The organism is Bizionia argentinensis JUB59 (assembly GCF_000224335.1).
Classification (GTDB): Bacteria; Bacteroidota; Bacteroidia; order Flavobacteriales; family Flavobacteriaceae; genus Algorimicrobium; species Algorimicrobium argentinense.
In genome coordinates this window covers 181,196-206,827 of sequence record NZ_AFXZ01000009.1, presented here as the reverse complement: position 1 = coordinate 206,827, position 25,632 = coordinate 181,196, and the positions used below count along the sequence as shown (strand labels likewise).

Sequence of the window (25,632 nt, the reverse complement as noted above, 5' to 3'; positions counted from 1 at the left end):
TTATTGGTTTTGGTTAATTTAAATATTGTTTATTTCTTGCGTTAAAACAGGGCCTAATTCATAAATACTAGATTTTAATTCAGGCTTTAAAGCGTTAGCTTTATCGTTTAAGCCATTTGCCTTGTAAACAATTGCTAAATGATACGTAGCAAGTGGTTCAAAAGTATTACCTACAACAAATTCCTCCATTATACTTAGCGCTTTTTTAACATTTCCTTTTTTATAATAACTCCATGCTAACAAATCATAAGATTGGGCTGTTGGGCGGTTTTGTATTTCCCTATTTGCTAAAGCCAAAGCCTTATTCATCTGACTTGTAGAATCTAAAAACAACTCAATATTATAAGCGTTATACATATCACCATAATTTGTATCTGAAACAAGCGCTAAATACGTGTCAATATTATTAATGTTCAATTGCTTGTTTTGCATAAAATCAGCAATTTCGGCTTTTAATAAATACAAATCTGGTACGTGATAACCTTGGGTAAGTGAATTTAAAATTCGCATAGCTTCTTCTGGGTTTCTTTCATAAGAATAGACAATCCACGCAATTCCTTTTTTAGCATACGCGTCATTTGGGTTCAATGCCAAAGCTTTCAAATAATAATTATAAGATTGTTCAATTTTTCCTGCGTGACCATAAAAATCGGCTAAATTAGTATAAGCCCATTCTTTATAGGTATTAATATTGGAACTCTCCGCAATGGCTGTTGCTTTTTCCATATACTTTATGGCTGCATCTAAATTGCCTTGATGATCACTCCATTTAGAAAGTCGGATTAAATAATCGAAACTGCTTAAATCCTTAATATTTTCTAAATACGTTTTAGCTGCCGTGACATCGCCAAGCTCTAATTCCACATCAAAAAGCATTTTATAAGTCGCTTCTATATTCTCCCCATTCTCCTTCGCTTTTAATAATAAATCTTTAGCTTCACGAAAACGGTGTTGAGAAATATAGTTTCTTGCCAAACTGCGTAAGTATCCCGTATTATTATAATGTGTTCTTTCATTTAACGCTTTCAAATTTGTTTCGGCAACTATTAAATTGGAAATATTTCCAGATATTGTGAATAATTGAGAATTCGACGCCGCAATTTTGGCTAAATAAGGATATTGCGATGGTTCTTTTTCTAGCTTATTTTCCCAAAATAAAAGATCCTCTTCAGCTTTTTGCAGCGCTTCATTCTCAACAATCTCTAGATAGGTGTTATATTCCGACTGTTTAGTTATTTTTTCTGTTTGATTTTCACAACTGGAAAGCGTAATCACGCAAACCATGAGTGTTATGTAATAGTTAAGTGTTTTCATTTGTTGGTGCGTTTAAAGTTGATATGTTTGTTTGCAATAAAAAATAATCAGAGCATGCCCTTCCATGCCCTGATTAAGGATTTCTACCAAGCGCTAGCCAAGTATGGAAATCCAGTTAAAAAAGCTTTATCGTTGCCGTCCACATTATCATTAGATAAACCTGGAAACTCTGGATTTGTTAAACCTGCTTCACCTCCAAAAATTAAAATTAATTCTACGGTAATGACATCGTCTGTTAAGTTTCTACCTGTCAATACATTCGTTCCATCAAAAAACGTAGTAGTTCCATCCAAAGACACGTTAAGTACATCGGTTGCTAATAAGCCTGTGAATTCTGCAGATGTTAATCCCAATGCATTTGTATCGCCTGGGTTTGCATATGCAGGACTTAAGCCTTCTAAATTTGCTTGAAACATAGCCTGAAAAGCACTACTTTGTTGAGAAGGTATGGTTTTATTAAACATGTTTTTGCTGGCTCCAGAAACAAAAACCGTATTTACGGCTGGTCTACCCATTTGATCTTGTTGTGTATAAACTCCAGAGAAATCAGGGCCTGTAGCACCAGGTGTCGGTGTAAAATCATCATCGTTTGAACAACTTAAAGTTATAGCTGATAAAACAACCAAGCTCATTATATATTTTATATTTTTCATAATATGTGTGTTTTAAATGTTAGTTATTATTGTTTTCTTTTGGTTGTTATCCAAGTATTAATAGTTCCTGAACTACCCACCATACTTTTTGGCACTTCAACTACAACCGACATAACATTGGTTCCTGCAAACGTGTCTGAACCTGGATTAGCGAATTCGGTTTCATTACCGGCTATAATATCACCATAACGTGCGAAGTCCATAAAAAATGGATCGTCTCGTGGTCCTGCAAAAAACGTCATACCATTTTCTTCTTCAATTTCTGGCGACTGCCCATATTGAGAAATAGTTACAACGCCACTGTTATCTTCAGAAAGAATAGAACTATTTAGTCCCGTTGTAGTTGGTGCTGCAGGTCCGAAGAAATACATTTTACCATCTCTTGGAATGGCTTGAATAACCAAGTCTTCCACGTTATCCTGATTGGTATCGATATTAAATTGTATCAATACATTCTCATCAAACGCAGCATCTGCCGTGCTCCCCGGACTTAACAAGCCTTGAAGATTTGCCACAAATACAAGATTGTCTGTGTTTTCACCTTGAAAGGCGTAAAAATCGGTAATATCACTTGTTCCTCCTGCTACGGCGGGCGCATCGATATGATCGGCTGCTACCAAAAAGAAACCGGCCACTACCGCGACACCAATTCCCAAATAAATTTTCATGTTTTTCATAATTTCTAGTTTTAGTTTATTAATTATTTAATCTCAAACATACCTACGCAATTTCTTTCATGTCGGTTTTATTAAAATTATGGTAACATCGATTTTTGCGTATGATTTAGATTAATATTTTATCTTTACATCTTTAAATGCATAACCATGAACCCATCGGCAAACGGCTGGATTAATAAACTATTAGTAGTAGAAAATTTAAGCACGGATCTTAATAAACTTCCAACGGATGAATTTTATAAAGAACTCCGATATAATGGATTCATTTACGGCAGTAACGTAAGTGTTTTCAAGAATTATGTATCTAATTCAGACTTTACTAGTGATGAGATTTGTAAAATTAATTTAATTACCGCTTTCAATTATATTCATGGTATTACTGAATCAAAAACGAACTTTATTGATAGTGTTATTGATTTTTACACGCACATCAACGCCTATAAAGCATCTTTTTTCTCCGAATTACTAGGCGGTACTAAAAACGTATCAACGCTGGAAAAGATTATTAATAAAAGGGTTCAGATTGATAATAATATTTTTGAAAGAAGCTTTAATTATTTTATTACCAATGCGCTATTATTCACCGACGTTCTAGCTTATAAAACGTTTTTAACTACGAAAAGTATTTCTGAAATATATCTTCAAAATTTTGAAGCATCTGTTGAAACTATCGTGGTGCAGACCTTGAATTCTAAAATCCAAAAGAGTGATTACGACACGAGTTTAATTGATTTATTTGAGCAGTCTAGGCGCTATCACGATACGGAGAAGATGGATTATAAAGAAGCGCTTTCGCATATTTCTATGTCTTTAGAAAAGAATTATATTATGGATATTGCCTGCATGGCAGCTTGGGGAGATACTGTAATTGATAAACGCGAATATGATTTTTTAAACCAATTAAGTGCAGATTTGGAGTTGGAAAAATCCAATACCGATGAAGCTACTAAAGCTATAAATATTTTTTACGAAACACATAAAGGTAAAATAGCGCTATTAAGCTCCAAGAATCTTGTGAAAACTTTTTACAATAATTCTAGCGACATGGTTTATAAGCTTATTTCCAGAAATAGTAAGCGTTTGTTAAAAGAGTTGCAAGAAAGTAAAGACCTAATGATACTTCTATCGCAATCTACCGTTAGAGAGCTTAATGATGAAGAACAAAAACGTGTAAATAAACAATTAATAGACATTTTTAAATCCATACCTAGTTTGGCTATTTTTTTATTACCTGGAGGTGCGCTTCTGCTGCCGTTGGTTATAAAGTTTATTCCAAAATTACTGCCGTCTGCTTTTGATGATAATAGATTGGATGATTAGTTCCTGTTCTTAAATTTTTCTCAACCGCGTATTATTCCAGCCAATTCTTAAAGTCTCTTACACGCTCACGTGCAACTATCACCTCTTGTTCATCAAAGTTTTCTACCTTAATTTGAATTCTTGAATTAGTATAACTAACCATTTCTTTTATGGCGTTGATATTAATAAAGTATTTTCTACTCACACGAAAAAATAGTTTCGGATTGAGTTCTTCTTCCAATTGTTCCAAACTAGTATCTAACAAATAACTTCTGCCTTGCTTGGTTTGTAAGTAGGTGCCTTTATTTTCACTGTAAAAACAGGCAATTTCCTCAATAGTAAACAGTTTTAAATGCTGACCAACTTTAATGGAAAATCGTTTCTTATATTCAGGCTCTGTTGAGCTTATAAGAAGGTTTTTAATGGCATTAAAATCTAAAGTTACTTGTTGCTCCTTAAACTGATGGGCTTTAAATTTTAATACAGCTTTAGCCAACTCGTCACCATCAATAGGTTTTAATAAATAATCGATACTATTTAATTTAAAGGCTTGAAGCGCATATTCATCATAAGCGGTAGTGAAAATTATGGCCGATTTAACTTCAACAGCTTCAAAAATTTCGAACGATAATCCATCACTCAGTTGAATATCAAGAAAAATAAGATCTGGATGTGGGTTGCTTTTAAACCAAGTTATAGACTCCTCAACCGAATGTAACATGGTTTCCGCCAGCAATCCTAACTTATCTAGCATGCGTTGTAAACGACGCGCAGATGGTTTTTCATCCTCTATAATGATTACTTTCATAGTAATTTAGTTGGTTTTTGTTAATGTTATTGCTTTCTGTAGCGATTCATTAATTCTTTTATTTTGCGCTCTTCCCAGTCTTTTCCTAAAATCCAATTTGGTAAAAAAACGGATAATCCATGAATTAATAATCCAAACCCCCAAAAACCCAATGTAAAAAAGTTTTTAAATTGAAAATAACTTTCTCCCGAATCTAATGCTTGAACATTAATAACAACAATCATTAAATTTATAACAACAAACACCAATAAATGTGAGTAAAAGCCTTTTAATTTTTTGACTTCACTTTTCGCTTGTTCAATACGTGATCTTTTTTCAAAATTATAATTACTTTCCATTAGTTCCATTTTTTAATATTGTCATCTTGATTTAAGATTTCCTGTACTTTTCGATCTTCCCATGATTTCCCGTAACCAAATACATTAAAAGCATGGAATATTATACCCATTCCCCAACCAAACATAGGAAACCAAAACCATTGAAAATTCCAAGAGGTTCTGTAATTAATAAAAAATAGAAACGGTATTACAAGACAATAGGAAATGAGGTTTCCGTAAAAACCTTTAATTTCCTCTACTTGTTTTTTTGCACGATAATAAGCTTCTTCTTTGTTGTTACTGTTTTGTGGATCCATAATTGTCATTTGTTTTGTAAGCATTGGAATTGACACAGCAAAAACCGTTGCTTCTTGATTAATAAATACTTTTTTTGCTGTTAATAAGGCATAGCGTTCGGTTATGTTACTTAAACCGACTCCACTACCCTTTTTTAAAACTTGTTTGGTTTGCAAATTATTCTCTACAACTAAATTACCCTTATGTTCATAAATTTTAATATGTAAAGGTTTACTAGAAGTTACCATGTTATGTTTTACTGCATTCTCTAATAAAAGCTGAAGTGATAAGGGCACCACCTTGCTATCCGGATTTAAAGACTGCTCTGGAATATCAAAAATAAGACTGTCCTCAAAACGCATTTTTAATAAAAGCATATAGGTTCTGGCGAATTCCAATTCATCATCAACAGAAACCAAATCTTTATTTTTTTGCTCTAAAACATATCGGTAAATTTTAGAAAGCGATGTAGTAAACTTTTGAGCATTTTCAGGATTCTCTTCAATTAAACTCGATAATACATTTAAGCTATTAAATAAAAAATGCGGATCTAATTGATTTTTTAAAGCGTCGAACTTGGCTGTTTGGGTTTGAGCAACAATTTGAGATTCTTTAACCTTTTTTTCTTGAGCCTGTTTAAAGAAAAACACCGCATGAAAGACTATGACAATTGTTATACTCATCCATAACCCAAAAATGTAATCGCGATAAGACTCATTCTCTACAAAGGTGCTAAAGCTCTCGTTTTCATAAACCATAGATTCAAACATGTGCAGAAAAAATAATCCAATTAAGGTAATCACAACCGAACCAACAATACCGAATAGAATGCGGTTAAAAACTTGATCATTCCACAAATTATATTTTCCTATATAATAGAAAAATTGCATATTAGAGTATCCCAAAACAAACGCATACAACTGATAGAACATGAAATTTGTAAACAGAGCATCGGCAGATTTTGATTCAAAACCACCAGATAAAGCGTTTCCAATTACGAAAACGACAATTCCGATTCCGAAGACAAGGGCTATATTTTTAATAAATCTATTCATGGTTTATTTCTGATCATTATTTTTCAATTATAAAGTTAGAAAAATAGTTTACAGTTTCTATCTAAATCCGGAATCAAATATCTCGAAAATTTATATATACAAAAACACTTTAAGACTCAATTGTGGTTTTCAATAGCTGAATTGTAATATGAATGAAGTATTATTAATAAAGCAGAATATCTTCAATCCACAACTATCTTATCTCATCCGACAAAAAATAGCAGTTGAAAAAATCAATTACAGATAAACGAAAATTAATGTATGCCATAGCATTCCTCAATATTAAACGAAGAACACCATTTTGTATACAAATCACAGAATTGTATATAGATATATAATAAAGTAGTACCTGTTGATTATTTTGTGGGTTGTGAGCGTCTTTGAAATATCGGTTTTGAAATATTCAAATGGCGTTACTCAATTTGAAAGTTTATTGGAATCATATAAGGTACTTTTACAGGTTTCCCACGCTGTTTACCCGGTTCCATTACTGGTAATAATCCAATAATACGTTCAGCTTCTCGCTCTAATAACACATTCGGACCACGTGATTTAACACCGCTAACATGGCCTTGAGTATCAATAATAAACATAACATGAACTTTACCATGAATATTTAAATCCAAAGCAGATTCTGGATATTTAAAATGCTTGCGTATATGTTCATTTATTTTGGCATTGAAACACTTTCGTAATTCATCATTACTTTTACCTAAACATCCAGGAAATACAGGAACATTCTCAACAACTGAAAAGGGCACAGAAACCTCTTCTTCAATTTCTTCCACAGCAACCTCCTCTATGGCTATTTCACGTTCTTCAATACGATCTTGCTGGTTAGACTCTGAACTTTCTATTACGGTTTCTTCAATCTCTTTAGTATCTTCTACGATTGTAATAACTTCTGGAGCTGTAGAAACAGCTAAAGGCGGAGGCGGTGTCATTTCTAGATTAGTTATAGGAATATCTTCTTCAACTTCATCCGAGAAAAACAACAGTTCTCGATTGAATTCTTTTTCATCATAAGTTCGGTACTCCAATCCACGCCAAGTAAAAAACAGCATGATATTGAGGCCAATAGCAAAATAGATGGCACCATTGCGACCAATCACTAAATTAGGTTTTTTTTTAAGCTCCATGATTCCTAGTATTTAACCGATATTAAGTTACTCAAAATTCCTCTAAAAAACAACAATTAAAGCCGCAATAAACACTGAATATCAGATCTTTATACAAACAAAACACTTATAAGCATCACATGTTTTTTTATCATGCTAAAAAGGCACCTATAAAAAATAAGTTGTATTCAACATTTAAAGTACTAGTTGCAAACTCCCTTTTATCTTCAGGCTTATAATGAAAACCGATAACATTAAAGGAACTACCCTACACTGCACAGAGACATAAAGATTGAAACAGCATAAGAATTATTATTAATGCAAAACATCAAATTTTTATTTTTACAATTTATAAAAAGTAGGAAGTTTCAGTAACAACACAAAGCAATATTAGTTTTTTAGAACGGTAGCATTTCTTTTTATCGCCAACAATTTAGTAATCTATGTTTTCAAAAAACCATAATATGGGAATTGATAAATGAATGACATACTAAATTTAAATATGTTATTTTAGTCATCTAATATGAACAAAATATGAAATGATTTACATAAAGTATTTCTCAAAAAACGTTCTGTTTTTCTAATAATAATCACTCGAAAAAGTGATGATTTTTAAATAACTAATTGAATAATATACTTATTCTTAATAAAATAATTTTCATTTATTTCACAGCTCAAACTTATGAAACTAACCAAAACTGAAAAGTCATTTACATTAGTATTTTGCGTTTTATTAATTGCGGAATTTATCGCTTCCACCAATTATCCCTTGCTGCGATATTTCACAAAACCGGCAATTCTAATAGCATTAATAATTTTCTATTTAAAACAAAAAACAACTGTTTCACATAATGTAAAACTATTAATTCTAGGAGCTTTAACCTTCTCATTACTGGGTGATATTCTACTGTTATTTGTCGATAAATCTGCACATTTTTTCACCTTCGGATTAGTCGCATTTTTAACCGCTCATATACTCTATATTTTAGTCTTTTTAAAACAACGAAACAAAGCAAAAAAACCTTATATTTTTAGTCTATTTCTGTTTGCTTTTGGAGGGCTACTTTTTTACTTTTTGAAAGATAATTTAGACGCCATGTTTGTGCCAGTTATTTTATACATGACTGTTATTTTATCGATGGCAATAACAGCTTACTTACGTCAAGGAATAGTTTCGAAAAAAAGTTATATATTCGTATTTATTGGTGCAACATTATTTATGATTTCCGATAGTTTATTGGCAATTGATAAGTTTCATAACCCCTTGATGTATTCAAACATTAGCATTATGTTTACATACGCTTTTGCACAATTATTCATTGTTTTTGGGCTTCTAAAACAGCGATAGTATTTCTTTATAGTCGAAACTTAAAAGACTACAATCCAATTATATAACAAGAAAACATAAACTATTCATTTAACTTGTTAAAAGGACGGATAATTAAGCGTGCGGCTTTATCAAAATTGATATAATTGTAGGCCCAATTAAAGAAAACAACCACGCGATTCCTAAACCCCACCAATGCCATCAGGTGAATAAACATCCAAACAAACCAAGCAAAAAAACCAGAGAATTTGAAGGATCCTAAATCTACAACTGCCTTATTTCTTCCAACAGTTGCCATGGATCCTTTGTCCTTATATTTGAATTTTTTCATCGGTTTATTTGCCAGTAATTTAAAGATATTTTTAGCAAATAATTGCCCCTGCTGAATGGCCGGTTGCGCCACTTGCGGATGCCCTTTTGGATAGGCTTCAGTTTCCATATAAGCAATGTCTCCAAGGGCAAAAATATTAGGGTAATTTTCTAACTGATTATACAGGTTTACACGATACCGATTCGTGCGTTCCATAAACACATTAGAAGGCAATCCTTCTACAGGATTTCCTGTCACGCCAGCAGCCCAAATTAAGGTCTCGGATTCCAGTTCTAAATCTGTATTTGTTTCTACTTTTAACCCGTTATAATTTTTTACAAACGTGTTACAATGGATTATTACACCCAGTGTTTTTAAAAACTCCTCTGCCTTTTTTGAGGCATGTTTACTCATTGGCGGCAGCAATCTTTCACCTCCTTCTAGCAAATGAATTTGCATATCGTTAGCATTCAAATCATGATAATCTTTAGGGACAACATTGTTTTTTAATTCAGCAATCGCACCTGCCAATTCAACACCAGTTGGTCCTCCTCCAACGATAACAAAATTTAAAAAAGCATGACGCTCTTTAACTGTTTTTGCTATGGTTGCTTTCTCTAAATTCTGAAGAATTAAGCTTCTTATATTTAGAGCTTGCGGAACGGTTTTCATGGGCATGCTGAATTTCTCTACATCCCCATTTCCAAAATAATTAGTTTTTGTGCCTGTTGCTAAAACCAAATAATCATAGGTTAAATTACCAATAGACGTTTCAATAGTTTTACTTTCCGCTTCTATAGAAAGCACTTTAGCCAATCGGAAATAAATGTTATTTGATGATTTTATAATCTTTCGTAATGGATAAGCAATAGAATCTGGCTCCAATCCAGAACTAGAAACTTGATATAATAATGGTTGAAACGTGTGATAATTACGCTTATCGATTAAAACAACCTGTACAGGTTTATTTTTGAATGATCTTATCAGGTTTACACCAGCAAAACCACCGCCAACTACTATTATTCTAGGATATTTAGAATGGGGAATATTCATATAAAAAAATATTTTTTAGTTAAACAAATATAAATCATAGTAACCTAAATGGCTATTTTTGAATTATAATTGTTTATCCTGTAACTTTTTCAAAAATATGCTACTTATAAGCTATTAAACCTCCAATTTGAGCAAAACATTAGAACATAATTTTGTTGAACAGCTAGAAGCTAATCAGAATATCGTGCATAAGGTGTGTAGACTCTACACTAACAACCAAGATGCGCATAATGATTTGTTTCAAGAGGTTGTTATTCAACTCTGGAAGGCTTACCCAAAATTCCGAGGAGACTCAAAATTTAGCACCTGGATGTACCGTGTAGCACTGAATACAGCGATTACTCTTTACAGAAAGAAAAAACGACGAATAAATACACAGGAATTTGAAAGTGTTGAGTTTAAAATTAAAGCGGAAGAATATGACGATACAGAAGAGCAACAGCTAAAGTTGCTTTATAGTGCTGTTAAAGAATTGAATGATATTGAAAAAGCTTTGGTGTTTTTATATTTGGAAGATAAAAATTATAAAGAAATAAGTGAAACAATGGGAATTAGCGAAGTTAATGCGCGCGTGAAGATGAGTAGGATTAAAACCAAGCTAAAAACCATTTTAAATCCGTAATGCTATGGATGAATTAGAATTATTAAAAAAAGACTGGCAGAAGGATAGCAATGCCTATCCAAAACTGTCGTATAACGATATTTACAAGATGATTTTAAAGAAATCATCTTCTATTGTTAAATGGATATTTATTATTAGTCTACTGGAGTTTATTTTTTGGATAGTCCTGTCAATAGCTTTTAAAGGCAATAAGGAAATGAACCAATTTGATAATCTTAATAGCAATTATATTGTAATATCATTAACTGTTATAGGTTATATTATTTTGGCTTATTTTTTCTTTATGTTCTTTAAAAACTATCGAACCATATCGGTTACCGATAATGCCAAAAAACTGATGGAGAATATTTTAAAAACACGGCAAACCGTAAGACGCTATGTGGCTTTTAACTTATTGTACCTAATTATAGCATGTGTATTATTACTATTTATTGCATTTGATCAAGATAAACAATTAATAAACCTGGCCAACATTGCCGCTGCAAATGGGGAATCTTTTAAGTTCTATGCGATTTTCATATTAACTGTTTCAGGCCTTTTAGCGATAGTAATCCTAATATTACTTATTTTTTACTGGCTCGTTTATGGCATCTTGTTAAGACGATTAAATAGAAATTATAAAGAACTTAAAAAGTTGGATTTATAGTATCTAGTTACTATCTGGTCGCCATCGACGTTGTTGATTTAAAGTTTCTTGAGCATCTAGAACGTCCTGTGGAATAACTTTTAAAAATGATGGGTGTTGCTCAATGGCATACTCTATCTTCTCTACAATTTCAGCTATGGATTCGTTTTCGTAATCAATATCCAAAGGTTCTTTAATCTCCATAGATTGAAGAATATTTTTCTTCTTAACGCGGAGTCCTTTTTTATCAAACGAACGTCTAAAACCATCGATAACAACTGGCACAACAATTGGTTTATAATGCTTAATTATGTGAGCCGTTCCTTTTCTAATCGGTTTAAACGGTGTTGTTGTTCCCTGCGGAAAAGTTATCACCCAGCCATCATTTAATGCGGTTCGGATAGCAGAAATATCACTCATTTTTACCTGACGATTTACATCTGTACCTTTATCACGCCACGTTCGCTCAATACTAATTGAACCTGCATAAGCCATTATTTTTGGCAATATTCCAGATTTCATCGTTTCTTTAGCAGCTACATAATAAATATTCATTTTAGGCTGCCATAAGTAACCAACATTCTTTATATTATCATCGCGCTGACTTAAACTTGCGTTAAAAACATGAAACATAGCTACCACATCCGCAAAATAGGTTTGGTGATTGGATATGAACAACACATTATTATCTGGTAAATTTCTTATAACTTCAGAACCTTCAATTTTGAGTTCATTAAAACCTCGGAAGCGTCTATGAGTAAGACCTCCAAGAATTCTTATTATCCATTTCTTCAGAAAAAGATAATGCCCAAAAGGATTTTGTTTAAACAATCCCATACATTAATTTTACATTAATTTAATTTACAAATGTAATAAAACTGGTCATCTACAACAGTTCTTTTAACAAGTCTTTTATTTCACTCAACATCATAGCTGTGGCTCCCCAAACGATATGATCGTTTAATTGAAAAGCTGGAACGGCCACTTCCATACTATATGAAGTTGATACTGTTTTGGTTACCACACTAGAATCGCAAATAAAATCCTGTAAAGAAACTTCAATAATAGCATCCACTTCCGAATCTTGTTTAATAAATTTTGGGGTTAAACGCGAAATACCAATAAAAGGGTACACAAAAAAGTTGCTAGGCGGCACATATACTTGCGTCATAGCACGTAAAATTTCTATTTGGCGCTCCGGCACACCCACTTCTTCCCAACATTCCCGAATGGCAGCATGCATAATAGAAGAATCCGTTGTTTCCACCCTGCCACCAGGAAAGCCAACTTGTGCTGAATGTACGCCTTTATAGGTTTTACGTAGAATTAAAACTAACTTTGTTTCTGTAGCATCATCTGGGTAAAACAATGCAACTACGCCAGCTTTTTTCGCGGTTTTAAGTTGATTCTTTTGCTGCTCCTGAAGCTCATCTCTAAAAGGTGGTGACATTTTAAATTGCGAAGATTCGGCTGGCAACGGTATATTTTCTATTTTTGATACCACTTTTAAAAATTCTTCAAACTTCATATATGATTCGTATTCTCCTGTTAAGTGCTCTAATTTTATTTTTTGGCTGTGAAGATAAACAATCAAAACCGAAAGAGTCGCCTTCTAAAATTACAAAAACGAAAGAAAAAAAACCAGAAAAAGTAGATAAATCTGAAATAGAAACACCAGAATTTCCATTTTTAACCGATGAAAATGCCATGGAATTCTTTTTGCAATATGAAAAGGAAAACACCGAAAATAAAGTGCGTATCACCACAAAATTTGGAACCATTGATATTTTATTATATGACCAGATTAAATTCCACCGCGCCAATTTTATTTATTTAACCAAACGGGGCTATTTTGAAGGCACACAGTTTTACCGCGTGGTTGACAATTTTGTTATCCAAGCTGGAAATACCGACGATCCTAAAATAAAACGTAAACGCGCTGATATTGGTCACTACCTTTTACCACCCGACACCAAACGCGGATTAAAACACCATAGAGGTGTCATTAGCGTGCCAAGTAGCGAAATTGCGGATGCCTATAAATTAGCATCGCCTTTTGAGTTTTTTATTGTTCAGAAAAAAGATGGCGCCTATCATTTAGATGGCGATTATACTGTTTTTGGAGAGGTTATAGCAGGAATGGATGTTGTTGATGAGATTGCTTCCCAAGAAACCGATAGCGGTGAATGGCCATTACGCAATGTTTATATTAAAAAAGTTGAAATTATTGATTAATCAATAGAAGTGAATCGCTTATAGGTTACTTATAAAGGCTCGGTAAACTCACTTTAAATCTTACAGCAATTAACCGAACAGCAATTACTACTAGTCCCGCAATAACAAACACCACGTTATCATCAATAGGCAATTTTCTAATTAAAAAATAGGATAAACCACCAACAATACACGCTGTAGCATAAATTTCTTTTCTAAAAATAACAGGTATTTCGTTACATAAAATATCGCGGATAACACCTCCAAAACAGGCTGACATAGTTCCTAACGCAATACATATTATAGGGTCAAGCCCTACAGAAAGTCCTTTTTCCACACCTACAACCGTATATAAACCAATTCCAATGGTATCAAACAGGAAAAGAGATTTTCGTAAATAATCTATTTTCGACTTAAAAATAATCGTCAAAATAGTGGTTGCAAGAATTACATAAATATAATTTAAATTTAGCATCCAACTAACCGGTGTTTCCCCAATAAGAACATCACGTAATGTTCCGCCTCCAACAGCGGTAACCGAAGCGATAATAAGAATCCCAAATAAATCCATACGTTTACTCAACGCGACTAATACACCTGAAATGGCAAATGCAATAGTTCCTAAAATATCAATGGCGTAAAACATGACTTCTTCATTAATTTAAAAATGCGTGCAAAGGTATAGAATGAAAAGGGTCTAATGAAATCGAATATCAAATTATTCTGGAATTATTTTATGTATGACTTATATAGATGAAATTTGTTCTAAACAAAGTTTCAAAAGCATTAAAAAAATACTGCTAAAAAGCGGTATAAGCGATTCACACAATTTCAATCCGTAAAATTGGTTCTAAATAAAATAGTACATAAAATTATAGATACCGCTAAAAAGCGGCATAAGCGATTCACACAATTTCACTCCGTAAAATTGGTTCTAAATAAAATAGTACATAAACTATAGAGATACCGCAAAAAAGCGGCATAAGCGATTCACACAATTTCAATCCGTAAAATTGGTTCTAAATAAAATAGTACATAAACTATAGAGATACCGCTAAAAAGCGGCATAAGCGATTCACACAATTTCACTCCGTAAAATTGGTTCTCTGCTTACATTCTTTGCGTGTAATAATTATAATCTTTTAAAATAGTATCTATAAACTCTTTATCGAACATCTCGGATTCTATTTGTAAAATTGCACAAATCTTATTCCGTATTACGGTCAAGGTTTTGAAATCGTTAGCGCGTCTAGAAATTGTAAAAGCTTCTTTAATAATCCGAACGTCTTTATCGCTCAAGATGGTAACATTACTAAAAACCGGTTGATAATCGTCTGTTATATCCTCTAGAATAGCACTGCTTATTTTATGTTTTTGCTTCGCGCTGATAACTACTGTTCCTGCTGCAGCATCACCAACACGTTGTTTTTTATCCGATAATAAAATACTCATTACGCCTATTGAAGCAAAAAACAACCAGATATCAATTAAACGAAGCATCCATCTTACCAATAAATTATACCATTGTGTTGGTGCGCCATCAAAGCGAACCACTTTAATTTTCATAATCATTTTACCAATGGTTTGTCCACTAAAAAGCACATGGCAAAGCAGAGAGTAAAACAGAGCAGGTAGCGTTATTAATCCCAAAATACCGCGCTGCGTCCAACTATCGGTTTCAAAGATATTAGATACTGTCATCAAGTTTTCCATGATGGACATATATGCGATTAAAATCAACCCATCTATTAAAAAAGCGACCACCCGTTCGCCTATTCCGATAAGTTTATAATCTAAAATTACATTTTGCGCTGTGTTAATTGCTATTTTGCTCATGTAAATGTATATTCGTTTAAATTTTTAATAATCTATGCGCGAAGCATCATTCGTGAAGCAAAATAAGGAAAAATGGTTGGTATTTGAAAAAGCATTAGACAATAATGTTAAAATAAATCCAGACGACCTCGCTTCATACTATATTCAGCTTACTAACGACCTCTCTTATGCACAGACTTACTACCCTGAAAGTAAGACGCTTTTGTATTTAAATTCGTTAGCATCACAGGCGCATCAGAGAATATATATTACCAAAAGAGAATCTAAAAATAAGATTGTTTCTTTTTGGAAATACGAATTCCCACTGTTTTTCAGAACTTATCATAAAACATTATTATACGCATTCTTAATTTTCATGTCTGCGGTATTTATCGGCGTGGTTTCCACTTTAAACGACGATAGTTTTGTGCGCTTAATTTTAGGTGATGCTTATGTGAATATGACGATTGAAAACATAGAAAATGGCGAACCTATGGCTGTCTATAAAAGCGGGAGTCAAGTTGGTACATTTCTAGGGATTACTATAAATAATATCCGCGTCGCTATAATGGCATTTGCTTTTGGTGTTATTTTTAGCGCTGGAACTATTTTTATTTTATTTAGTAATGGTATAATGTTAGGAGCATTTATCACTTTTTTCTATAATTATGGTATTCTAGAAAAAACATCCACGATTTGGCTGCATGGAACCATTGAAATTTCGGTGATTGTAATTGCGGGCTGCGCTGGTCTAGTTATGGGAAACAGCTTTTTATTCCCTAAAACCCACTCCAGGCGTGTTTCTTTTATGAAAGGCGCAAAAGATGGCTTAAAAATAGTAGTGAGTACCATTCCATTTTTTATTGTGGCAGGATTTATTGAAGGATTTATAACTCGTTTTGGTGAAAAAATGCATCCCATTTTAGCTTATGGTATTATTTTTTCTTCGCTAGCCTTAATTATATTTTATTATATTATTTACCCTATTCAATTGAATAAAAGAAACAGCTCAAAATCTATCAAATCGATTGTATGAAAAAAAACTATTTAGAACTTCGTACACGCAATACGTTTGGCGATATTATTAATAATTACTTCCTGTTTTTAAAGCTTAATTTTAAGCATTTCACCAATTTATACTTGCGCTACAATGCCATTAGTATTATTTTAACACTAATTGCTTCGTACTTATTAGTGACTGGTTTTATGGGATTGGCGAGTCGCGATTTCAGATTTGGAGTAGGTTCCAACGTGGACAATGAAATTTATTTAATAGCTGGTGGTTTAGTTCTAGTGGTTATTCTTGTGGTTACCGCTATTCTTAATTACAGTTTTTCTAGCGCATACGTTAATGAATATGTTACAAAAGAAGGCAACGTCCAATCAGCGAACATTTGGTCTGCTATCAAAAATAATTTTGGCACCATTGTGCTTTTTGTCCTTATAGGAATTGCTATGTATATTGGCTACATTGTCCTTTCAGTAGTGTTAGCATTTATTCCTTTATTAGGTATGCTGGCGCAATACGCTATAAGCTTTACGGTTAATGCACTTTTCGGTTTATCTTTTATGGCTATTTTTAGTGGTAATAAATCGGTTGGCGATGCACTTTCCGAAGCTTGGTCCTTTACTTTTTCTAATTTTATACGTGTGGTTTTTTACGGATTGGTTATCGGAATACTGAATTTAATGATCACTTTTTTAATCCTGTCTATTCCGGGTTTCATTATCGCTTTTTATACTTATTTTTCAGTTGAAAGTGAAGTCGATTTTTTAACAAGCACCTTTGCTACACTTGTTTTTACTTTAGGTTTTACCATGTTTATTTTGGCCTTTATCTTTTCGCAAGCACTATCACAAGTATCTTATGGTGTATTATTCTTCAATTTACACGAAGAACGCTATAACACATATTTACAAGAACGCATTGAAGAAATTGGTGTTAATGAATAAATACAAACAGCATATCAGCTATTTTCTCTCAGGCTTATTTTTTATAAAGCATGCGGCATCTCTAGGTCAAAATACCATCCAAAAAGATTCTACCAATATTACCGTTAGATATTTTAAAGACGGCATAAATGAGCGCTATTCGGGACGTGATTTTAACTACGACCTTAATGATAGTGGTGGAATTAATTTAATTCAAGAAGTGCTTCAAAAATTTTTTAGATGGTTAGGAGATATCTTCGGATTTGATGTAGACTTTATCGATTATCAAACCTTGGAATACATTGTTTACGGGCTTTTAGCTACTGGCGCCTTATATTTATTTATTAAGTTTTTATTACAATCACCTATGAATTCAGTTTTCAAGACTGAAGAAAAAACCATTGATACCTTCAGCTATATTGAAGAAGATATTCAGCAAGTCGATTTTGAAAATTTAATAAAATCAGCTTTAAATGAAAAGAATTATCGATTAGCAACACGATATTTATATTTGAAAGCACTTAAAAATTTGACCAATAAAAATATTATTGATTGGCATTATGACAAAACGAATTCTGATTATTTCAATGAAATTTCAGACGAAGGCACTAAACAATTATTCAAACGCATTTCCTATATATACGATTATGTCTGGTATGGCGAATTTACCATAGACGAGCAAGCTTTCAATAAAAACCAAGACGATTTTTCAACTTTAAACAAACGTATAAATGGATAAACGCTCTAAAATGGCGCTGTATGGCATTGCCGCCATTATCGTTTTGTTAATGATTGCGGAAGTTGCAAAACCAAAAGCCATAAATTGGCGAAACTCCTACTCTGCTGCCGATAAAATTCCGCTTGGATGTTATGTGATTTTTAATGAATTGAAAACTTTTTCATCTAATCCCCTAGAAACGTCCGATAAAAGTATTTATGAAGTTTTAAATAATAGTTCAGACTTTTCGAACACGACTTTAATACTTATAAACGATTATATCGGTCTTGAAAAAGAAAGTTCTGAAGCCTTATTAAAATTTGTTGAAAATGGCAATACCGTTTTTATAAGTACGGCTATGGCTTTCGGAAAGTTTGCAGACACTTTAAACATTAAAATGAAAAGCGATAATGACGGTTTTTTAAAGCAACCTTCAAAATCAATTTTTGCTAGTAAAAGTTTAGGATCCAACGGACAGGTTTTTGACGATGTTATTGAAAACAGTTACATCACTTCAATAGATACAACTAACGCCCTCGTTTTAGGTTATTTAGAGAATGAAGAAAAAACGCTAGAAGAAATTAATTTTATAAAAACACCTTTTGGAGAAAATGGAGGTGCGTTTTACATTCATGCTAATCCATTTGCATTTTCCAATTACCATATGTTGAATGATAAAGCAGATTATGCAGCAACCGTATTGTCTTTTTTACCAAAAAATAACAGTTTACTTTGGGATAACTATTACAAAAGTGGTCGAAAAGTTATAAAAAGTCCACTGCGATTTATTTTAGCCAACTCTGCTTTAAAATGGACTTTTTACATCAGTTTATTAGGCTTAATAATATTTGTTATTTTTAAAGGCAAACGGACACAACGCATTATTCCGGTTGTGGAACCGTTGAAAAATGCCACAGTAGAATTCACACAAACCATTGGCGATTTATATTACCAACATGGCGATTATTCAAATATAATAAATAAGAAAATCACATACTTTTTAGAATTCGTTAGATCAACCTATTATTTGGAGACAAATGAATTTAGCGAGCGTTTTATTCAGAAATTAGCTGTTAAATCAGCAAATAACGTTCAAGACACGAAATCGCTTATCGATTTAATTACGTTTTTAAAATCGAAAAACAATCATACAGAAAATGAGCTCATTGCTCTAAACAAACAAATAGAACATTTTACAAAAAACAACCTATAATGGAAGATATAAACCAACACGAAGGCGAAGATTTAAACTTCACTAACAGAATTAACCTTAAGCCACTGCAAGCACATGTAGAAGCTATCAAACAGGAAATTGGTAAAATTATAGTGGGGCAAAATGAAATGATTGAGTTGCTTATTATTTCCATTTTATCAAACGGTCATACATTAATTGAAGGTGTTCCGGGTGTTGCAAAAACGGTTACGGCCAAAATATTAGCGCGAACTTTAGATGTTGATTTTAGTCGTATTCAATTTACGCCCGATTTAATGCCGAGTGATATTTTAGGAACCTCTATTTTCAACGTTAAGACTAACGATTTTGAATATAAAAAAGGACCTATTTTCTCGAATATTGTTCTAATTGATGAAATAAATCGCGCACCTGCAAAAACACAAGCCGCTTTATTTGAAGTCATGGCAGAACGTCAAATAACTATTGATAATAATCAATTTATCATGGAACCACCTTTCTTGGTTTTTGCTACTCAAAACCCAATTGAACAGGAAGGAACTTACCGTTTACCGGAAGCACAATTAGACCGTTTCTTGTTTAAAATTAATGTAGATTATCCGTCTTTAGAAGATGAAGTTCAGATTTTAGTTGATAATCACAAACGTGAAGATCAATTAGATCTTAATGCCATTAACCCTGTTTTAAACGCTACCGATATTATAAAATATCAAGGGTTAATTAAGCAAATTTTAGTGGAAGATCATTTACTACATTACATTGCTTCTATTGTAAACAGCACGCGTAATAATGCCAATTTATATTTGGGCGCTTCACCACGTGCGTCCATTGCTATATTAAATGCTGCAAAAGCCAATGCCGCCATACATGGTCGTGATTTTGTTACGCCAGACGATATTAAGCGGTGCACCAAAGCGGTTTTAAAGCATAGACTAGTATTAACACCAGAACGCGAAATGGAGGCGTTTACAGTTGATAAAGTGGTCGATCAGATTTTGGAAACGATTGAAATACCTAGATAATTGAAACGCATTTTTAAAAATATTTATTTAGAGTCTCGGCTTTTTGTCTGCTTAATTGGTTTTGCCTTTTTATTTTTAATGGCGTATCAATTCCCTGGGCTTTTAGCCATTAGTATCATGCTATTTGGCGTTTTTGCAGCGCTGATTTTAGTAGATAGTATTTTATTGTTTAAGCAGAAAGGCATTGAAGCCAAACGCCAACTTCCAGAAAAATTAAGTAATGGCGATGATAATCCTATAGAAATCACCTTAAAAAACATATACAACTTTAATGTCCACTTAAAACTGATTGATGAAATGCCTTTTCAATATCAGAAGCGGGATTTTGAAATTAACACACAACTCGATAAGTTTACCGATAAAAAAATTATTTATACCATACGACCGTTGGAGCGTGGCGAATATCATTTTGGAAATCTTAATGTCTATGTTACCTCGCCAATTGGATTATTAACACGTCGTTTTCAATTTGGAAAAGATGCGATGGTGCCAAACTACCCATCGTTTCTTCAATTGAAAAAATATATGCTTATAGCTTTTTCGAATAAAATTTTTGAATTTGGATTAAAGAAAATCCGTAGAATAGGGCATACTATGGAATTCGAGCAAATTAAAGAATATGTTCGTGGTGATGATATTCGGAATATTAACTGGAAAGCTACTGCTAAACGGAGTCAGTTGATGGTAAATCAGTTTCAGGATGAACGTTCTCAACCTATTTATAGCGTTATTGATAAAGGTCGTGCCATGAAAATGCCTTTTAATGGTTTAAGTCTTCTGGATTATGCTATTAATGCCACTTTAGTAATTAGTAATGTGGCTTTAAAAAAACAAGATAAAGCGGGAATGTTTGCATTTTCAAGGAAAGTTGCCAATAAAGTGGCAGCCGAGCGTAGACCGTCACAGATGAATCAGATTATGGAAACGCTCTATAATTTAGATACAGACTATTCTGAATCTGATTTTTCAAGATTATATATTGACATAAAACGCAGTTTAAACCAACGAAGTCTATTATTGCTTTATACCAACTTTGAAACGCTGGATGCCTTGCATAGACAATTACCATATCTTCAAGCCATTGCTAAAAACCATGTATTAGTAGTTATCTTTTTTGAAAACACCGAATTAGATAAACTCACGCAAAAGGAATCGCGAAACACCTTTGAGATTTTCGAAAAAACCATTGCTGAAAAATTTGTATATGAAAAGAAACTCATTATTAACGAATTACAAAAACACGGAATTCAAAGTATTTTAACCCCACCAGAGGATTTAACTTTGAATACTATTAATAAGTATTTGGAGATTAAGGCTCGTGGTTTAATTTAAAGTAACTTAAAATTACAAGTCATCATAGAAAACCTACAGTTCGGTTTTATTGGTTTTAAGTATAAGTTTGTTTTATAGATATTTACTCAGTAATAATCTAAAAACCAACACTCATGAAAACTATTGCTATTTTAGTAATCTCCACATTAATCTCATTTTTAACCCACGCACAGGATAGTATACAGACCTATACCGTTTCGGTTAAAGTTGACAATCCATTAAATAATCGCGGTCATATATTAATTGGATTACATTCTGCTGAAACTTTTATGAAGACTGAAGCACTTCAGAATATAAAAACAAAAGTGCAAGACGGCAAAGTATTAGCTACTTTTAAGGATGTAAAACTAGGAACGTATGCCATTATGGTTTTACATGATGAAAATGATAATTCCAGAATGGATTTGGAAATAAATGGAATGCCTTTAGAATATTATGGCGTGTCTAACAACCCGATGCTATTTGGTCCACCAACTTTTAATGCTGCCAAATTTGACCTAAAGTCTAAAATGGAAATTAACATCCGATTTTAAGAATAAAGCATAAAAAAAGCGACCTACACAAATTGTGCAGGTCACTTTTTCTATTTATCAATAAACCAATTATTATACGGTTTCGCTTAACCAAGCTTTCATCATCCAAACCGTTTTTTCTTGCTCTGTAATAAAGTCACTCATCATGGAGTTGGTACCTTCATCACCAGCTTCGTCTGTTTTATTTAAAATTTGACGTTCTAGTTTCAGTAATTCTGAAAGAGAGTCTACAATTAAACGTACTGCTTTTTCATCTTGTGAAATATTTTTTCCTACAGGAACTTTAGCTGCTTTAATGTAATCGTCAAAAGTATGCAGTGGCGTTTCACCGAGCGTTAAAATACGTTCAGCAATTTCATCTACTTTTAAATTAGCATCGGTGTATAATTCTTCAAATTTTACATGTAAATCGAAAAAACGTTTTCCTTTTATATTCCAATGAATACCTCTCAAGTTTTGGTAGTACACTTGAAAGTTAGCTAATAAACCGTTTAAGTCGTTAGCTATGTCTTTTGTTTTCTTCTGATCTAATCCTATTGTATTTAATGTCATAATGCTATCGTTTTTAAGTTCAATACAAATTTAAGACATAATTAGTAGTTTTTAGTATAAGTTTTATTGATAGATTTTATATTTTTATAGTCAAAATTGATACCTATGACAATTACGCAACTTTATTACGTATTAGCTGTTGCCGAGCAACAGAATTTCACCAAAGCAGCCGAAAAGTGTTTTGTTACGCAACCTACATTGAGTATGCAAATACAGAAACTAGAAGGTGAGCTGGATATTCAAATTTTTGATAGAAGTAAGAAACCAATAGAATTAACAGAAGTTGGTAAAAAAATTGTGACGCAAGCCAAGAATATTGTTAATGAGTCGTACCGAATTCAAGATATTGTAGATCAGCAAAAAGGATTTATTGGTGGCGAATTTAAAATAGGTATTATTCCTACTATTATGCCCACACTACTACCGATGTTTTTAAAAGCTTTTATTAAAAAGTACCCAAAAATAAAGTTAAAAATAGAAGAGCTTACCACTGAAGATATAATATCGCGTATTAATGAAGGACATTTAGATGCTGCTATTGCTGCCACACCTTTAGAAAGTCCCAACATAAAAGAGCGTGTTTTGTATTTTGAACCATTTGTAGGTTATATTCCAAAACACCACCGATTATCCAGCAAAGAAAAAATAAACACTGATGATTTAGAAATAGACGATATGCTACTTCTTGAGGATGGCCATTGTTTTCGAGATGGTGTTATTAATTTATGTAAAAACTTTAAAAGCCAAAACGAGGATCAATTTCAATTGGAAAGTGGTAGTATTGAAACTTTAATTAAACTGTCGGATGAAGGCATGGGCATGACACTTCTTCCCTATTTACATACTTTAGATTTAAGTGAGAAAGGCAAAAACAACTTACATTATTTTAACGAACCGTCGCCGGCACGAGAAGTGAGTTTACTATATCATAAAAGCGAACTAAAAATGCAGATTATTGATGCTATGCACGAGGTAATATCTGGTATTATCAGAGGCGCAATTGCATTTCAAAATGTAAACATTATAAGTCCGTTACCTAAATAAAAAAGAAGGCGACCAATTGGTCGCCTTCTTTTTTATTCTTCTAGATAAATTAAACATTGGTTTAAATCGGGATTTTGCTGTACTAAAGATTCAATATAAACCTTAAGCTCTTCAATTTCATAAGGTAATAATCTTTGAAGGGCTTTTTGTACTTCTTTGCAAAACAAGGTAGCATCAAAACTTACTTTTTTAAGCACAGTTTTGGTGTACTCGAACATTGCTCTGGACATTTCTTTAAAATTTTTAGGTTAAAAAAGTAGAATTCTTAATAGGCACTAATATCTTTTGGTTTTCATAAATATAGTGAAAAAAGCCATCACTTTTTAGCTTGAAGCCAAACTTTAACAAGCAAAAAAATCGTTAAAAAACTAAAAAATCAGGTAAGCCTTTAGAACATTAGACTCATGGATATTTTACGATAATTAATGACTAGCCAAATAAACTAAAATCGGTTATCGCCATCTAACAAATCGCCTAATCCTCCCAAAATACTTCCTTCGCCTTTGTCCTTTCCGCCACCTTGTGGTGCTGATGCTAACACTCTTCTTGCCAAACGACTAAATGGCAAAGACTGAATATAAACTGTTCCTGGCCCTTGTAATTTGGCAAAAAATAAACCTTCACCTCCAAAAATGGTGTTTTTAATACCACCTACAAATTCCACATCATAATCAATACCTTGGGTGAAACCAACAATACAGCCTGTATCTACACGGAGGGTTTCGCCTGCTTGTAATATGCGCTTTGCCAGCGTACCGCCAGCGTGAACAAATGCCATACCATCACCTTCTAATTTTTGCATGATAAAACCTTCGCCACCAAAAAGCCCGCGACCTAAACGTTTACTGAATTCAATACCAATAGTAACGCCTTTTGCGGCACATAAAAAAGCATCTTTTTGACAAATAAATTTCCCATCGCATTCGGTTAAGTCTATAGCTAAAATTTTTCCAGGATAGGGCGATGCAAAACTAATGCGCCGTTTTCCTACCAAGTTATTATAGAATACAGTCATAAATAAACTCTCGCCTGTAAGAATACGTTTCCCGGCACCAAATAGAGAGCCCATAAAACCTTTATTTTGAGATGACCCATCGCCAAAAATAGTTTCCATTTTAATACCATCGTCCATCATCATAAAGCTTCCTGCCTCAGCGACAACACCTTCTTGAGGGTCAAGTTCTATTTCAACATATTGCATTTCTTCGCCGTAAATGGCGTAATCTATTTCGTGTGCATTCATAATTATTTTGGTGTTTAGAAAACTGCTTTGTTAATTATAAACGGTTATTGTTTTAATTTTAGTGTCCATTCGAAGTTAAATTCAGATACAATTATATTTTCTGAATTCGTACCAACGGCATGCATCCAAATGGTTTGCCCCTCACCTGTTTCAATAGTACGCTTTATGGCTTCGTCTATTTTACTTCTATCTTTACATACAAATGTGATACGTCCAGTTGCTTTCTTGGTGAAACTTGCATTATTTGCTAACACTAACATAGAAATTTTTTCACCACTTGCATTAATTTTCTGCATAACTAAAGCGCCTGTAGTTAGCTCGGCAGCCATACCTTGAACTGCCCAAAACATAGATTTGAAAGGATTTTGATTTACCCATCGGTGTTTGACTGTTACCACACATTGTTCCGAATCTAATGATTTTACTCGCACACCTGTTAAGTAAGCAGCTGGTAATTTGAACATTAGAAACATATTGAGTTTACTAGGAGAAACAGTCATTTACTTTATATTTTTTATAATCGAAAAATCGAGATGCCCACCTTTTTAATACCAAATGCA

The 25,632-nt window shown here is 33.0% G+C and carries 29 protein-coding genes; 13 read left to right on the top strand and 16 right to left on the bottom strand.

The annotated features are described in order from the left end of the window. Positions 1 to 18: 18 nt before the first annotated feature. The 3 genes from BZARG_RS04200 to BZARG_RS16125 all read right to left on the bottom strand — a co-directional run bounded on the left by BZARG_RS04200 (position 19) and on the right by BZARG_RS16125 (position 2,644). Positions 19 to 1,314 (bottom strand): tetratricopeptide repeat protein, encoded by a 1,296-nt coding sequence (locus BZARG_RS04200; protein ID WP_040287987.1) that lies wholly within the window; start codon positions 1,312 to 1,314, stop codon positions 19 to 21. Between the two features lie 83 nt (positions 1,315 to 1,397). Next, positions 1,398 to 1,967 (bottom strand): DUF4331 family protein, encoded by a 570-nt coding sequence (locus tag BZARG_RS04195; protein WP_008635742.1) that lies wholly within the window; start codon positions 1,965 to 1,967, stop codon positions 1,398 to 1,400. A 26-nt stretch (positions 1,968 to 1,993) separates the two neighbouring features. Next, complete coding sequence (locus tag BZARG_RS16125; RefSeq protein WP_008635677.1) at positions 1,994 to 2,644, bottom strand: DUF4331 family protein; 651 nt, start codon at positions 2,642 to 2,644, stop codon at positions 1,994 to 1,996. A gap of 147 nt (positions 2,645 to 2,791) precedes the next feature. Between BZARG_RS16125 and BZARG_RS04185 the strand changes: the two genes are divergently transcribed. Beyond that, positions 2,792 to 3,964 (top strand): LETM1-related biofilm-associated protein, encoded by a 1,173-nt coding sequence (locus tag BZARG_RS04185; protein ID WP_008635648.1) that lies wholly within the window; start codon positions 2,792 to 2,794, stop codon positions 3,962 to 3,964. A gap of 31 nt (positions 3,965 to 3,995) precedes the next feature. Here BZARG_RS04185 and BZARG_RS04180 read toward each other — a convergent pair whose 3' ends face one another. From BZARG_RS04180 to BZARG_RS04165, 4 genes are all read right to left on the bottom strand, one after another. Next, positions 3,996 to 4,751: a LytR/AlgR family response regulator transcription factor gene (locus tag BZARG_RS04180; protein ID WP_008635684.1), complete on the bottom strand. Its 756-nt coding sequence runs from the start codon at positions 4,749 to 4,751 to the stop codon at positions 3,996 to 3,998. A gap of 26 nt (positions 4,752 to 4,777) precedes the next feature. Beyond that, complete coding sequence (locus BZARG_RS04175) at positions 4,778 to 5,089, bottom strand: 2TM domain-containing protein (protein ID WP_008635725.1); 312 nt, start codon at positions 5,087 to 5,089, stop codon at positions 4,778 to 4,780. Continuing rightward, positions 5,089 to 6,420, bottom strand: a complete 1,332-nt coding sequence (locus tag BZARG_RS04170; RefSeq protein ID WP_008635330.1) for a 2TM domain-containing protein — start codon at positions 6,418 to 6,420, stop codon at positions 5,089 to 5,091. Before BZARG_RS04170 ends, BZARG_RS04175 begins: the two co-directional genes overlap by 1 nt. Before the next feature lie 413 nt (positions 6,421 to 6,833). Continuing rightward, positions 6,834 to 7,559 carry an energy transducer TonB gene (locus BZARG_RS04165; protein WP_008635480.1) on the bottom strand — a complete coding sequence of 242 codons (726 nt, stop codon included), beginning with the start codon at positions 7,557 to 7,559 and terminating at the stop codon, positions 6,834 to 6,836. A gap of 661 nt (positions 7,560 to 8,220) precedes the next feature. Here BZARG_RS04165 and BZARG_RS04160 point away from each other — a divergent pair. Further along, positions 8,221 to 8,886: a lysoplasmalogenase gene (locus BZARG_RS04160; RefSeq protein WP_008635389.1), complete on the top strand. Its 666-nt coding sequence runs from the start codon at positions 8,221 to 8,223 to the stop codon at positions 8,884 to 8,886. Positions 8,887 to 8,947: 61 nt separating this feature from the next. Here the strand turns inward: BZARG_RS04160 and BZARG_RS04155 are convergent, their stop codons facing one another. Next, entirely contained in the window at positions 8,948 to 10,228 is a 1,281-nt protein-coding gene (locus BZARG_RS04155; RefSeq protein WP_008635460.1) for an NAD(P)/FAD-dependent oxidoreductase, read from the bottom strand. Positions 10,229 to 10,355: 127 nt separating this feature from the next. Here BZARG_RS04155 and BZARG_RS04150 point away from each other — a divergent pair, with 127 nt between their 5' ends. Continuing rightward, positions 10,356 to 10,850, top strand: coding sequence for an RNA polymerase sigma factor (locus BZARG_RS04150; RefSeq protein WP_008635540.1), 495 nt, complete (start codon positions 10,356 to 10,358; stop codon positions 10,848 to 10,850). Positions 10,851 to 10,854: 4 nt separating this feature from the next. Continuing rightward, entirely contained in the window at positions 10,855 to 11,496 is a 642-nt protein-coding gene (locus BZARG_RS04145) for a hypothetical protein (protein ID WP_008635695.1), read from the top strand. Positions 11,497 to 11,499: 3 nt separating this feature from the next. Here BZARG_RS04145 and BZARG_RS04140 read toward each other — a convergent pair whose 3' ends face one another. Then, positions 11,500 to 12,312, bottom strand: a complete 813-nt coding sequence (locus tag BZARG_RS04140; protein ID WP_008635663.1) for a lysophospholipid acyltransferase family protein — start codon at positions 12,310 to 12,312, stop codon at positions 11,500 to 11,502. A 49-nt stretch (positions 12,313 to 12,361) separates the two neighbouring features. Beyond that, the gene (locus tag BZARG_RS04135) at positions 12,362 to 13,003 is read right to left on the bottom strand and encodes an NUDIX hydrolase (RefSeq protein ID WP_008635523.1); all 642 of its coding nucleotides are present in this window, start codon (positions 13,001 to 13,003) and stop codon (positions 12,362 to 12,364) included. A 2-nt stretch (positions 13,004 to 13,005) separates the two neighbouring features. Here BZARG_RS04135 and BZARG_RS04130 point away from each other — a divergent pair, with 2 nt between their 5' ends. Continuing rightward, a complete protein-coding gene (locus BZARG_RS04130) occupies positions 13,006 to 13,710 on the top strand; it encodes a peptidylprolyl isomerase (RefSeq protein ID WP_008635620.1) in 705 nt (234 codons plus the stop codon). A gap of 25 nt (positions 13,711 to 13,735) precedes the next feature. On the opposite strand, the gene BZARG_RS04125 is transcribed toward BZARG_RS04130, so the two are convergent. Beyond that, complete coding sequence (locus BZARG_RS04125) at positions 13,736 to 14,335, bottom strand: trimeric intracellular cation channel family protein (protein WP_008635412.1); 600 nt, start codon at positions 14,333 to 14,335, stop codon at positions 13,736 to 13,738. Positions 14,336 to 14,799: 464 nt separating this feature from the next. Beyond that, positions 14,800 to 15,525: an RDD family protein gene (locus BZARG_RS04120; protein WP_008635598.1), complete on the bottom strand. Its 726-nt coding sequence runs from the start codon at positions 15,523 to 15,525 to the stop codon at positions 14,800 to 14,802. A 34-nt stretch (positions 15,526 to 15,559) separates the two neighbouring features. Here BZARG_RS04120 and BZARG_RS04115 point away from each other — a divergent pair, with 34 nt between their 5' ends. From BZARG_RS04115 to BZARG_RS04085, 7 genes are all read left to right on the top strand, one after another. Next, complete coding sequence (locus BZARG_RS04115) at positions 15,560 to 16,540, top strand: stage II sporulation protein M (RefSeq protein ID WP_008635366.1); 981 nt, start codon at positions 15,560 to 15,562, stop codon at positions 16,538 to 16,540. Next, complete coding sequence (locus BZARG_RS04110) at positions 16,537 to 17,457, top strand: hypothetical protein (RefSeq protein WP_008635675.1); 921 nt, start codon at positions 16,537 to 16,539, stop codon at positions 17,455 to 17,457. Before BZARG_RS04115 ends, BZARG_RS04110 begins: the two co-directional genes overlap by 4 nt. Continuing rightward, entirely contained in the window at positions 17,450 to 18,175 is a 726-nt protein-coding gene (locus tag BZARG_RS04105) for a hypothetical protein (RefSeq protein ID WP_008635355.1), read from the top strand. The genes BZARG_RS04110 and BZARG_RS04105 overlap by 8 nt, the downstream gene beginning before the upstream one ends. Beyond that, the gene (locus BZARG_RS04100; protein WP_008635360.1) at positions 18,168 to 19,367 is read left to right on the top strand and encodes a DUF4350 domain-containing protein; all 1,200 of its coding nucleotides are present in this window, start codon (positions 18,168 to 18,170) and stop codon (positions 19,365 to 19,367) included. The genes BZARG_RS04105 and BZARG_RS04100 overlap by 8 nt, the downstream gene beginning before the upstream one ends. Next, positions 19,367 to 20,368, top strand: coding sequence for an AAA family ATPase (locus BZARG_RS04095; protein WP_008635449.1), 1,002 nt, complete (start codon positions 19,367 to 19,369; stop codon positions 20,366 to 20,368). Before BZARG_RS04100 ends, BZARG_RS04095 begins: the two co-directional genes overlap by 1 nt. After that, positions 20,369 to 21,700: a DUF58 domain-containing protein gene (locus BZARG_RS04090; RefSeq protein WP_008635697.1), complete on the top strand. Its 1,332-nt coding sequence runs from the start codon at positions 20,369 to 20,371 to the stop codon at positions 21,698 to 21,700. 113 nt (positions 21,701 to 21,813) lie between these two features. After that, positions 21,814 to 22,233: a DUF2141 domain-containing protein gene (locus BZARG_RS04085; RefSeq protein ID WP_008635528.1), complete on the top strand. Its 420-nt coding sequence runs from the start codon at positions 21,814 to 21,816 to the stop codon at positions 22,231 to 22,233. A 72-nt stretch (positions 22,234 to 22,305) separates the two neighbouring features. Here BZARG_RS04085 and BZARG_RS04080 read toward each other — a convergent pair whose 3' ends face one another. Further along, complete coding sequence (locus tag BZARG_RS04080) at positions 22,306 to 22,785, bottom strand: Dps family protein (RefSeq protein ID WP_008635691.1); 480 nt, start codon at positions 22,783 to 22,785, stop codon at positions 22,306 to 22,308. A gap of 105 nt (positions 22,786 to 22,890) precedes the next feature. Between BZARG_RS04080 and BZARG_RS04075 the strand changes: the two genes are divergently transcribed. Further along, positions 22,891 to 23,829, top strand: coding sequence for a hydrogen peroxide-inducible genes activator (locus BZARG_RS04075; protein ID WP_008635380.1), 939 nt, complete (start codon positions 22,891 to 22,893; stop codon positions 23,827 to 23,829). A gap of 32 nt (positions 23,830 to 23,861) precedes the next feature. Here BZARG_RS04075 and BZARG_RS04070 read toward each other — a convergent pair whose 3' ends face one another. The 3 genes from BZARG_RS04070 to BZARG_RS04060 form a co-directional block, all read right to left on the bottom strand. Beyond that, positions 23,862 to 24,059 carry a hypothetical protein gene (locus BZARG_RS04070; protein ID WP_040287986.1) on the bottom strand — a complete coding sequence of 66 codons (198 nt, stop codon included), beginning with the start codon at positions 24,057 to 24,059 and terminating at the stop codon, positions 23,862 to 23,864. A 212-nt stretch (positions 24,060 to 24,271) separates the two neighbouring features. Continuing rightward, positions 24,272 to 25,072, bottom strand: a complete 801-nt coding sequence (locus tag BZARG_RS04065; protein ID WP_008635658.1) for a TIGR00266 family protein — start codon at positions 25,070 to 25,072, stop codon at positions 24,272 to 24,274. A gap of 44 nt (positions 25,073 to 25,116) precedes the next feature. Continuing rightward, positions 25,117 to 25,572 (bottom strand): DUF4442 domain-containing protein, encoded by a 456-nt coding sequence (locus tag BZARG_RS04060; RefSeq protein WP_008635492.1) that lies wholly within the window; start codon positions 25,570 to 25,572, stop codon positions 25,117 to 25,119. Positions 25,573 to 25,632 lie beyond the last annotated feature (60 nt).

Coding starts and splice junctions, on each gene's coding strand:
- BZARG_RS04100 (WP_008635360.1), top strand. CDS start 18,168: ATGGATAAACGCTCTAAAATGGCGCTGTATGGCATTGCCGCCATTATC.
- BZARG_RS04170 (WP_008635330.1), bottom strand. CDS start 6,420: ATGAATAGATTTATTAAAAATATAGCCCTTGTCTTCGGAATCGGAATT.
- BZARG_RS04180 (WP_008635684.1), bottom strand. CDS start 4,751: ATGAAAGTAATCATTATAGAGGATGAAAAACCATCTGCGCGTCGTTTA.
- BZARG_RS04195 (WP_008635742.1), bottom strand. CDS start 1,967: ATGAAAAATATAAAATATATAATGAGCTTGGTTGTTTTATCAGCTATA.
- BZARG_RS04115 (WP_008635366.1), top strand. CDS start 15,560: ATGCGCGAAGCATCATTCGTGAAGCAAAATAAGGAAAAATGGTTGGTA.
- BZARG_RS04105 (WP_008635355.1), top strand. CDS start 17,450: ATGAATAAATACAAACAGCATATCAGCTATTTTCTCTCAGGCTTATTT.
- BZARG_RS04080 (WP_008635691.1), bottom strand. CDS start 22,785: ATGACATTAAATACAATAGGATTAGATCAGAAGAAAACAAAAGACATA.
- BZARG_RS04075 (WP_008635380.1), top strand. CDS start 22,891: ATGACAATTACGCAACTTTATTACGTATTAGCTGTTGCCGAGCAACAG.
- BZARG_RS04185 (WP_008635648.1), top strand. CDS start 2,792: ATGAACCCATCGGCAAACGGCTGGATTAATAAACTATTAGTAGTAGAA.
- BZARG_RS04095 (WP_008635449.1), top strand. CDS start 19,367: ATGGAAGATATAAACCAACACGAAGGCGAAGATTTAAACTTCACTAAC.
- BZARG_RS04155 (WP_008635460.1), bottom strand. CDS start 10,228: ATGAATATTCCCCATTCTAAATATCCTAGAATAATAGTAGTTGGCGGT.
- BZARG_RS04165 (WP_008635480.1), bottom strand. CDS start 7,559: ATGGAGCTTAAAAAAAAACCTAATTTAGTGATTGGTCGCAATGGTGCC.
- BZARG_RS04140 (WP_008635663.1), bottom strand. CDS start 12,312: ATGGGATTGTTTAAACAAAATCCTTTTGGGCATTATCTTTTTCTGAAG.
- BZARG_RS04120 (WP_008635598.1), bottom strand. CDS start 15,525: ATGAGCAAAATAGCAATTAACACAGCGCAAAATGTAATTTTAGATTAT.
- BZARG_RS16125 (WP_008635677.1), bottom strand. CDS start 2,644: ATGAAAAACATGAAAATTTATTTGGGAATTGGTGTCGCGGTAGTGGCC.
- BZARG_RS04135 (WP_008635523.1), bottom strand. CDS start 13,003: ATGAAGTTTGAAGAATTTTTAAAAGTGGTATCAAAAATAGAAAATATA.
- BZARG_RS04145 (WP_008635695.1), top strand. CDS start 10,855: ATGGATGAATTAGAATTATTAAAAAAAGACTGGCAGAAGGATAGCAAT.
- BZARG_RS04175 (WP_008635725.1), bottom strand. CDS start 5,089: ATGGAAAGTAATTATAATTTTGAAAAAAGATCACGTATTGAACAAGCG.
- BZARG_RS04065 (WP_008635658.1), bottom strand. CDS start 25,072: ATGAATGCACACGAAATAGATTACGCCATTTACGGCGAAGAAATGCAA.
- BZARG_RS04160 (WP_008635389.1), top strand. CDS start 8,221: ATGAAACTAACCAAAACTGAAAAGTCATTTACATTAGTATTTTGCGTT.
- BZARG_RS04130 (WP_008635620.1), top strand. CDS start 13,006: ATGATTCGTATTCTCCTGTTAAGTGCTCTAATTTTATTTTTTGGCTGT.
- BZARG_RS04070 (WP_040287986.1), bottom strand. CDS start 24,059: ATGTCCAGAGCAATGTTCGAGTACACCAAAACTGTGCTTAAAAAAGTA.
- BZARG_RS04110 (WP_008635675.1), top strand. CDS start 16,537: ATGAAAAAAAACTATTTAGAACTTCGTACACGCAATACGTTTGGCGAT.
- BZARG_RS04085 (WP_008635528.1), top strand. CDS start 21,814: ATGAAAACTATTGCTATTTTAGTAATCTCCACATTAATCTCATTTTTA.
- BZARG_RS04060 (WP_008635492.1), bottom strand. CDS start 25,572: ATGACTGTTTCTCCTAGTAAACTCAATATGTTTCTAATGTTCAAATTA.
- BZARG_RS04125 (WP_008635412.1), bottom strand. CDS start 14,335: ATGTTTTACGCCATTGATATTTTAGGAACTATTGCATTTGCCATTTCA.
- BZARG_RS04200 (WP_040287987.1), bottom strand. CDS start 1,314: ATGAAAACACTTAACTATTACATAACACTCATGGTTTGCGTGATTACG.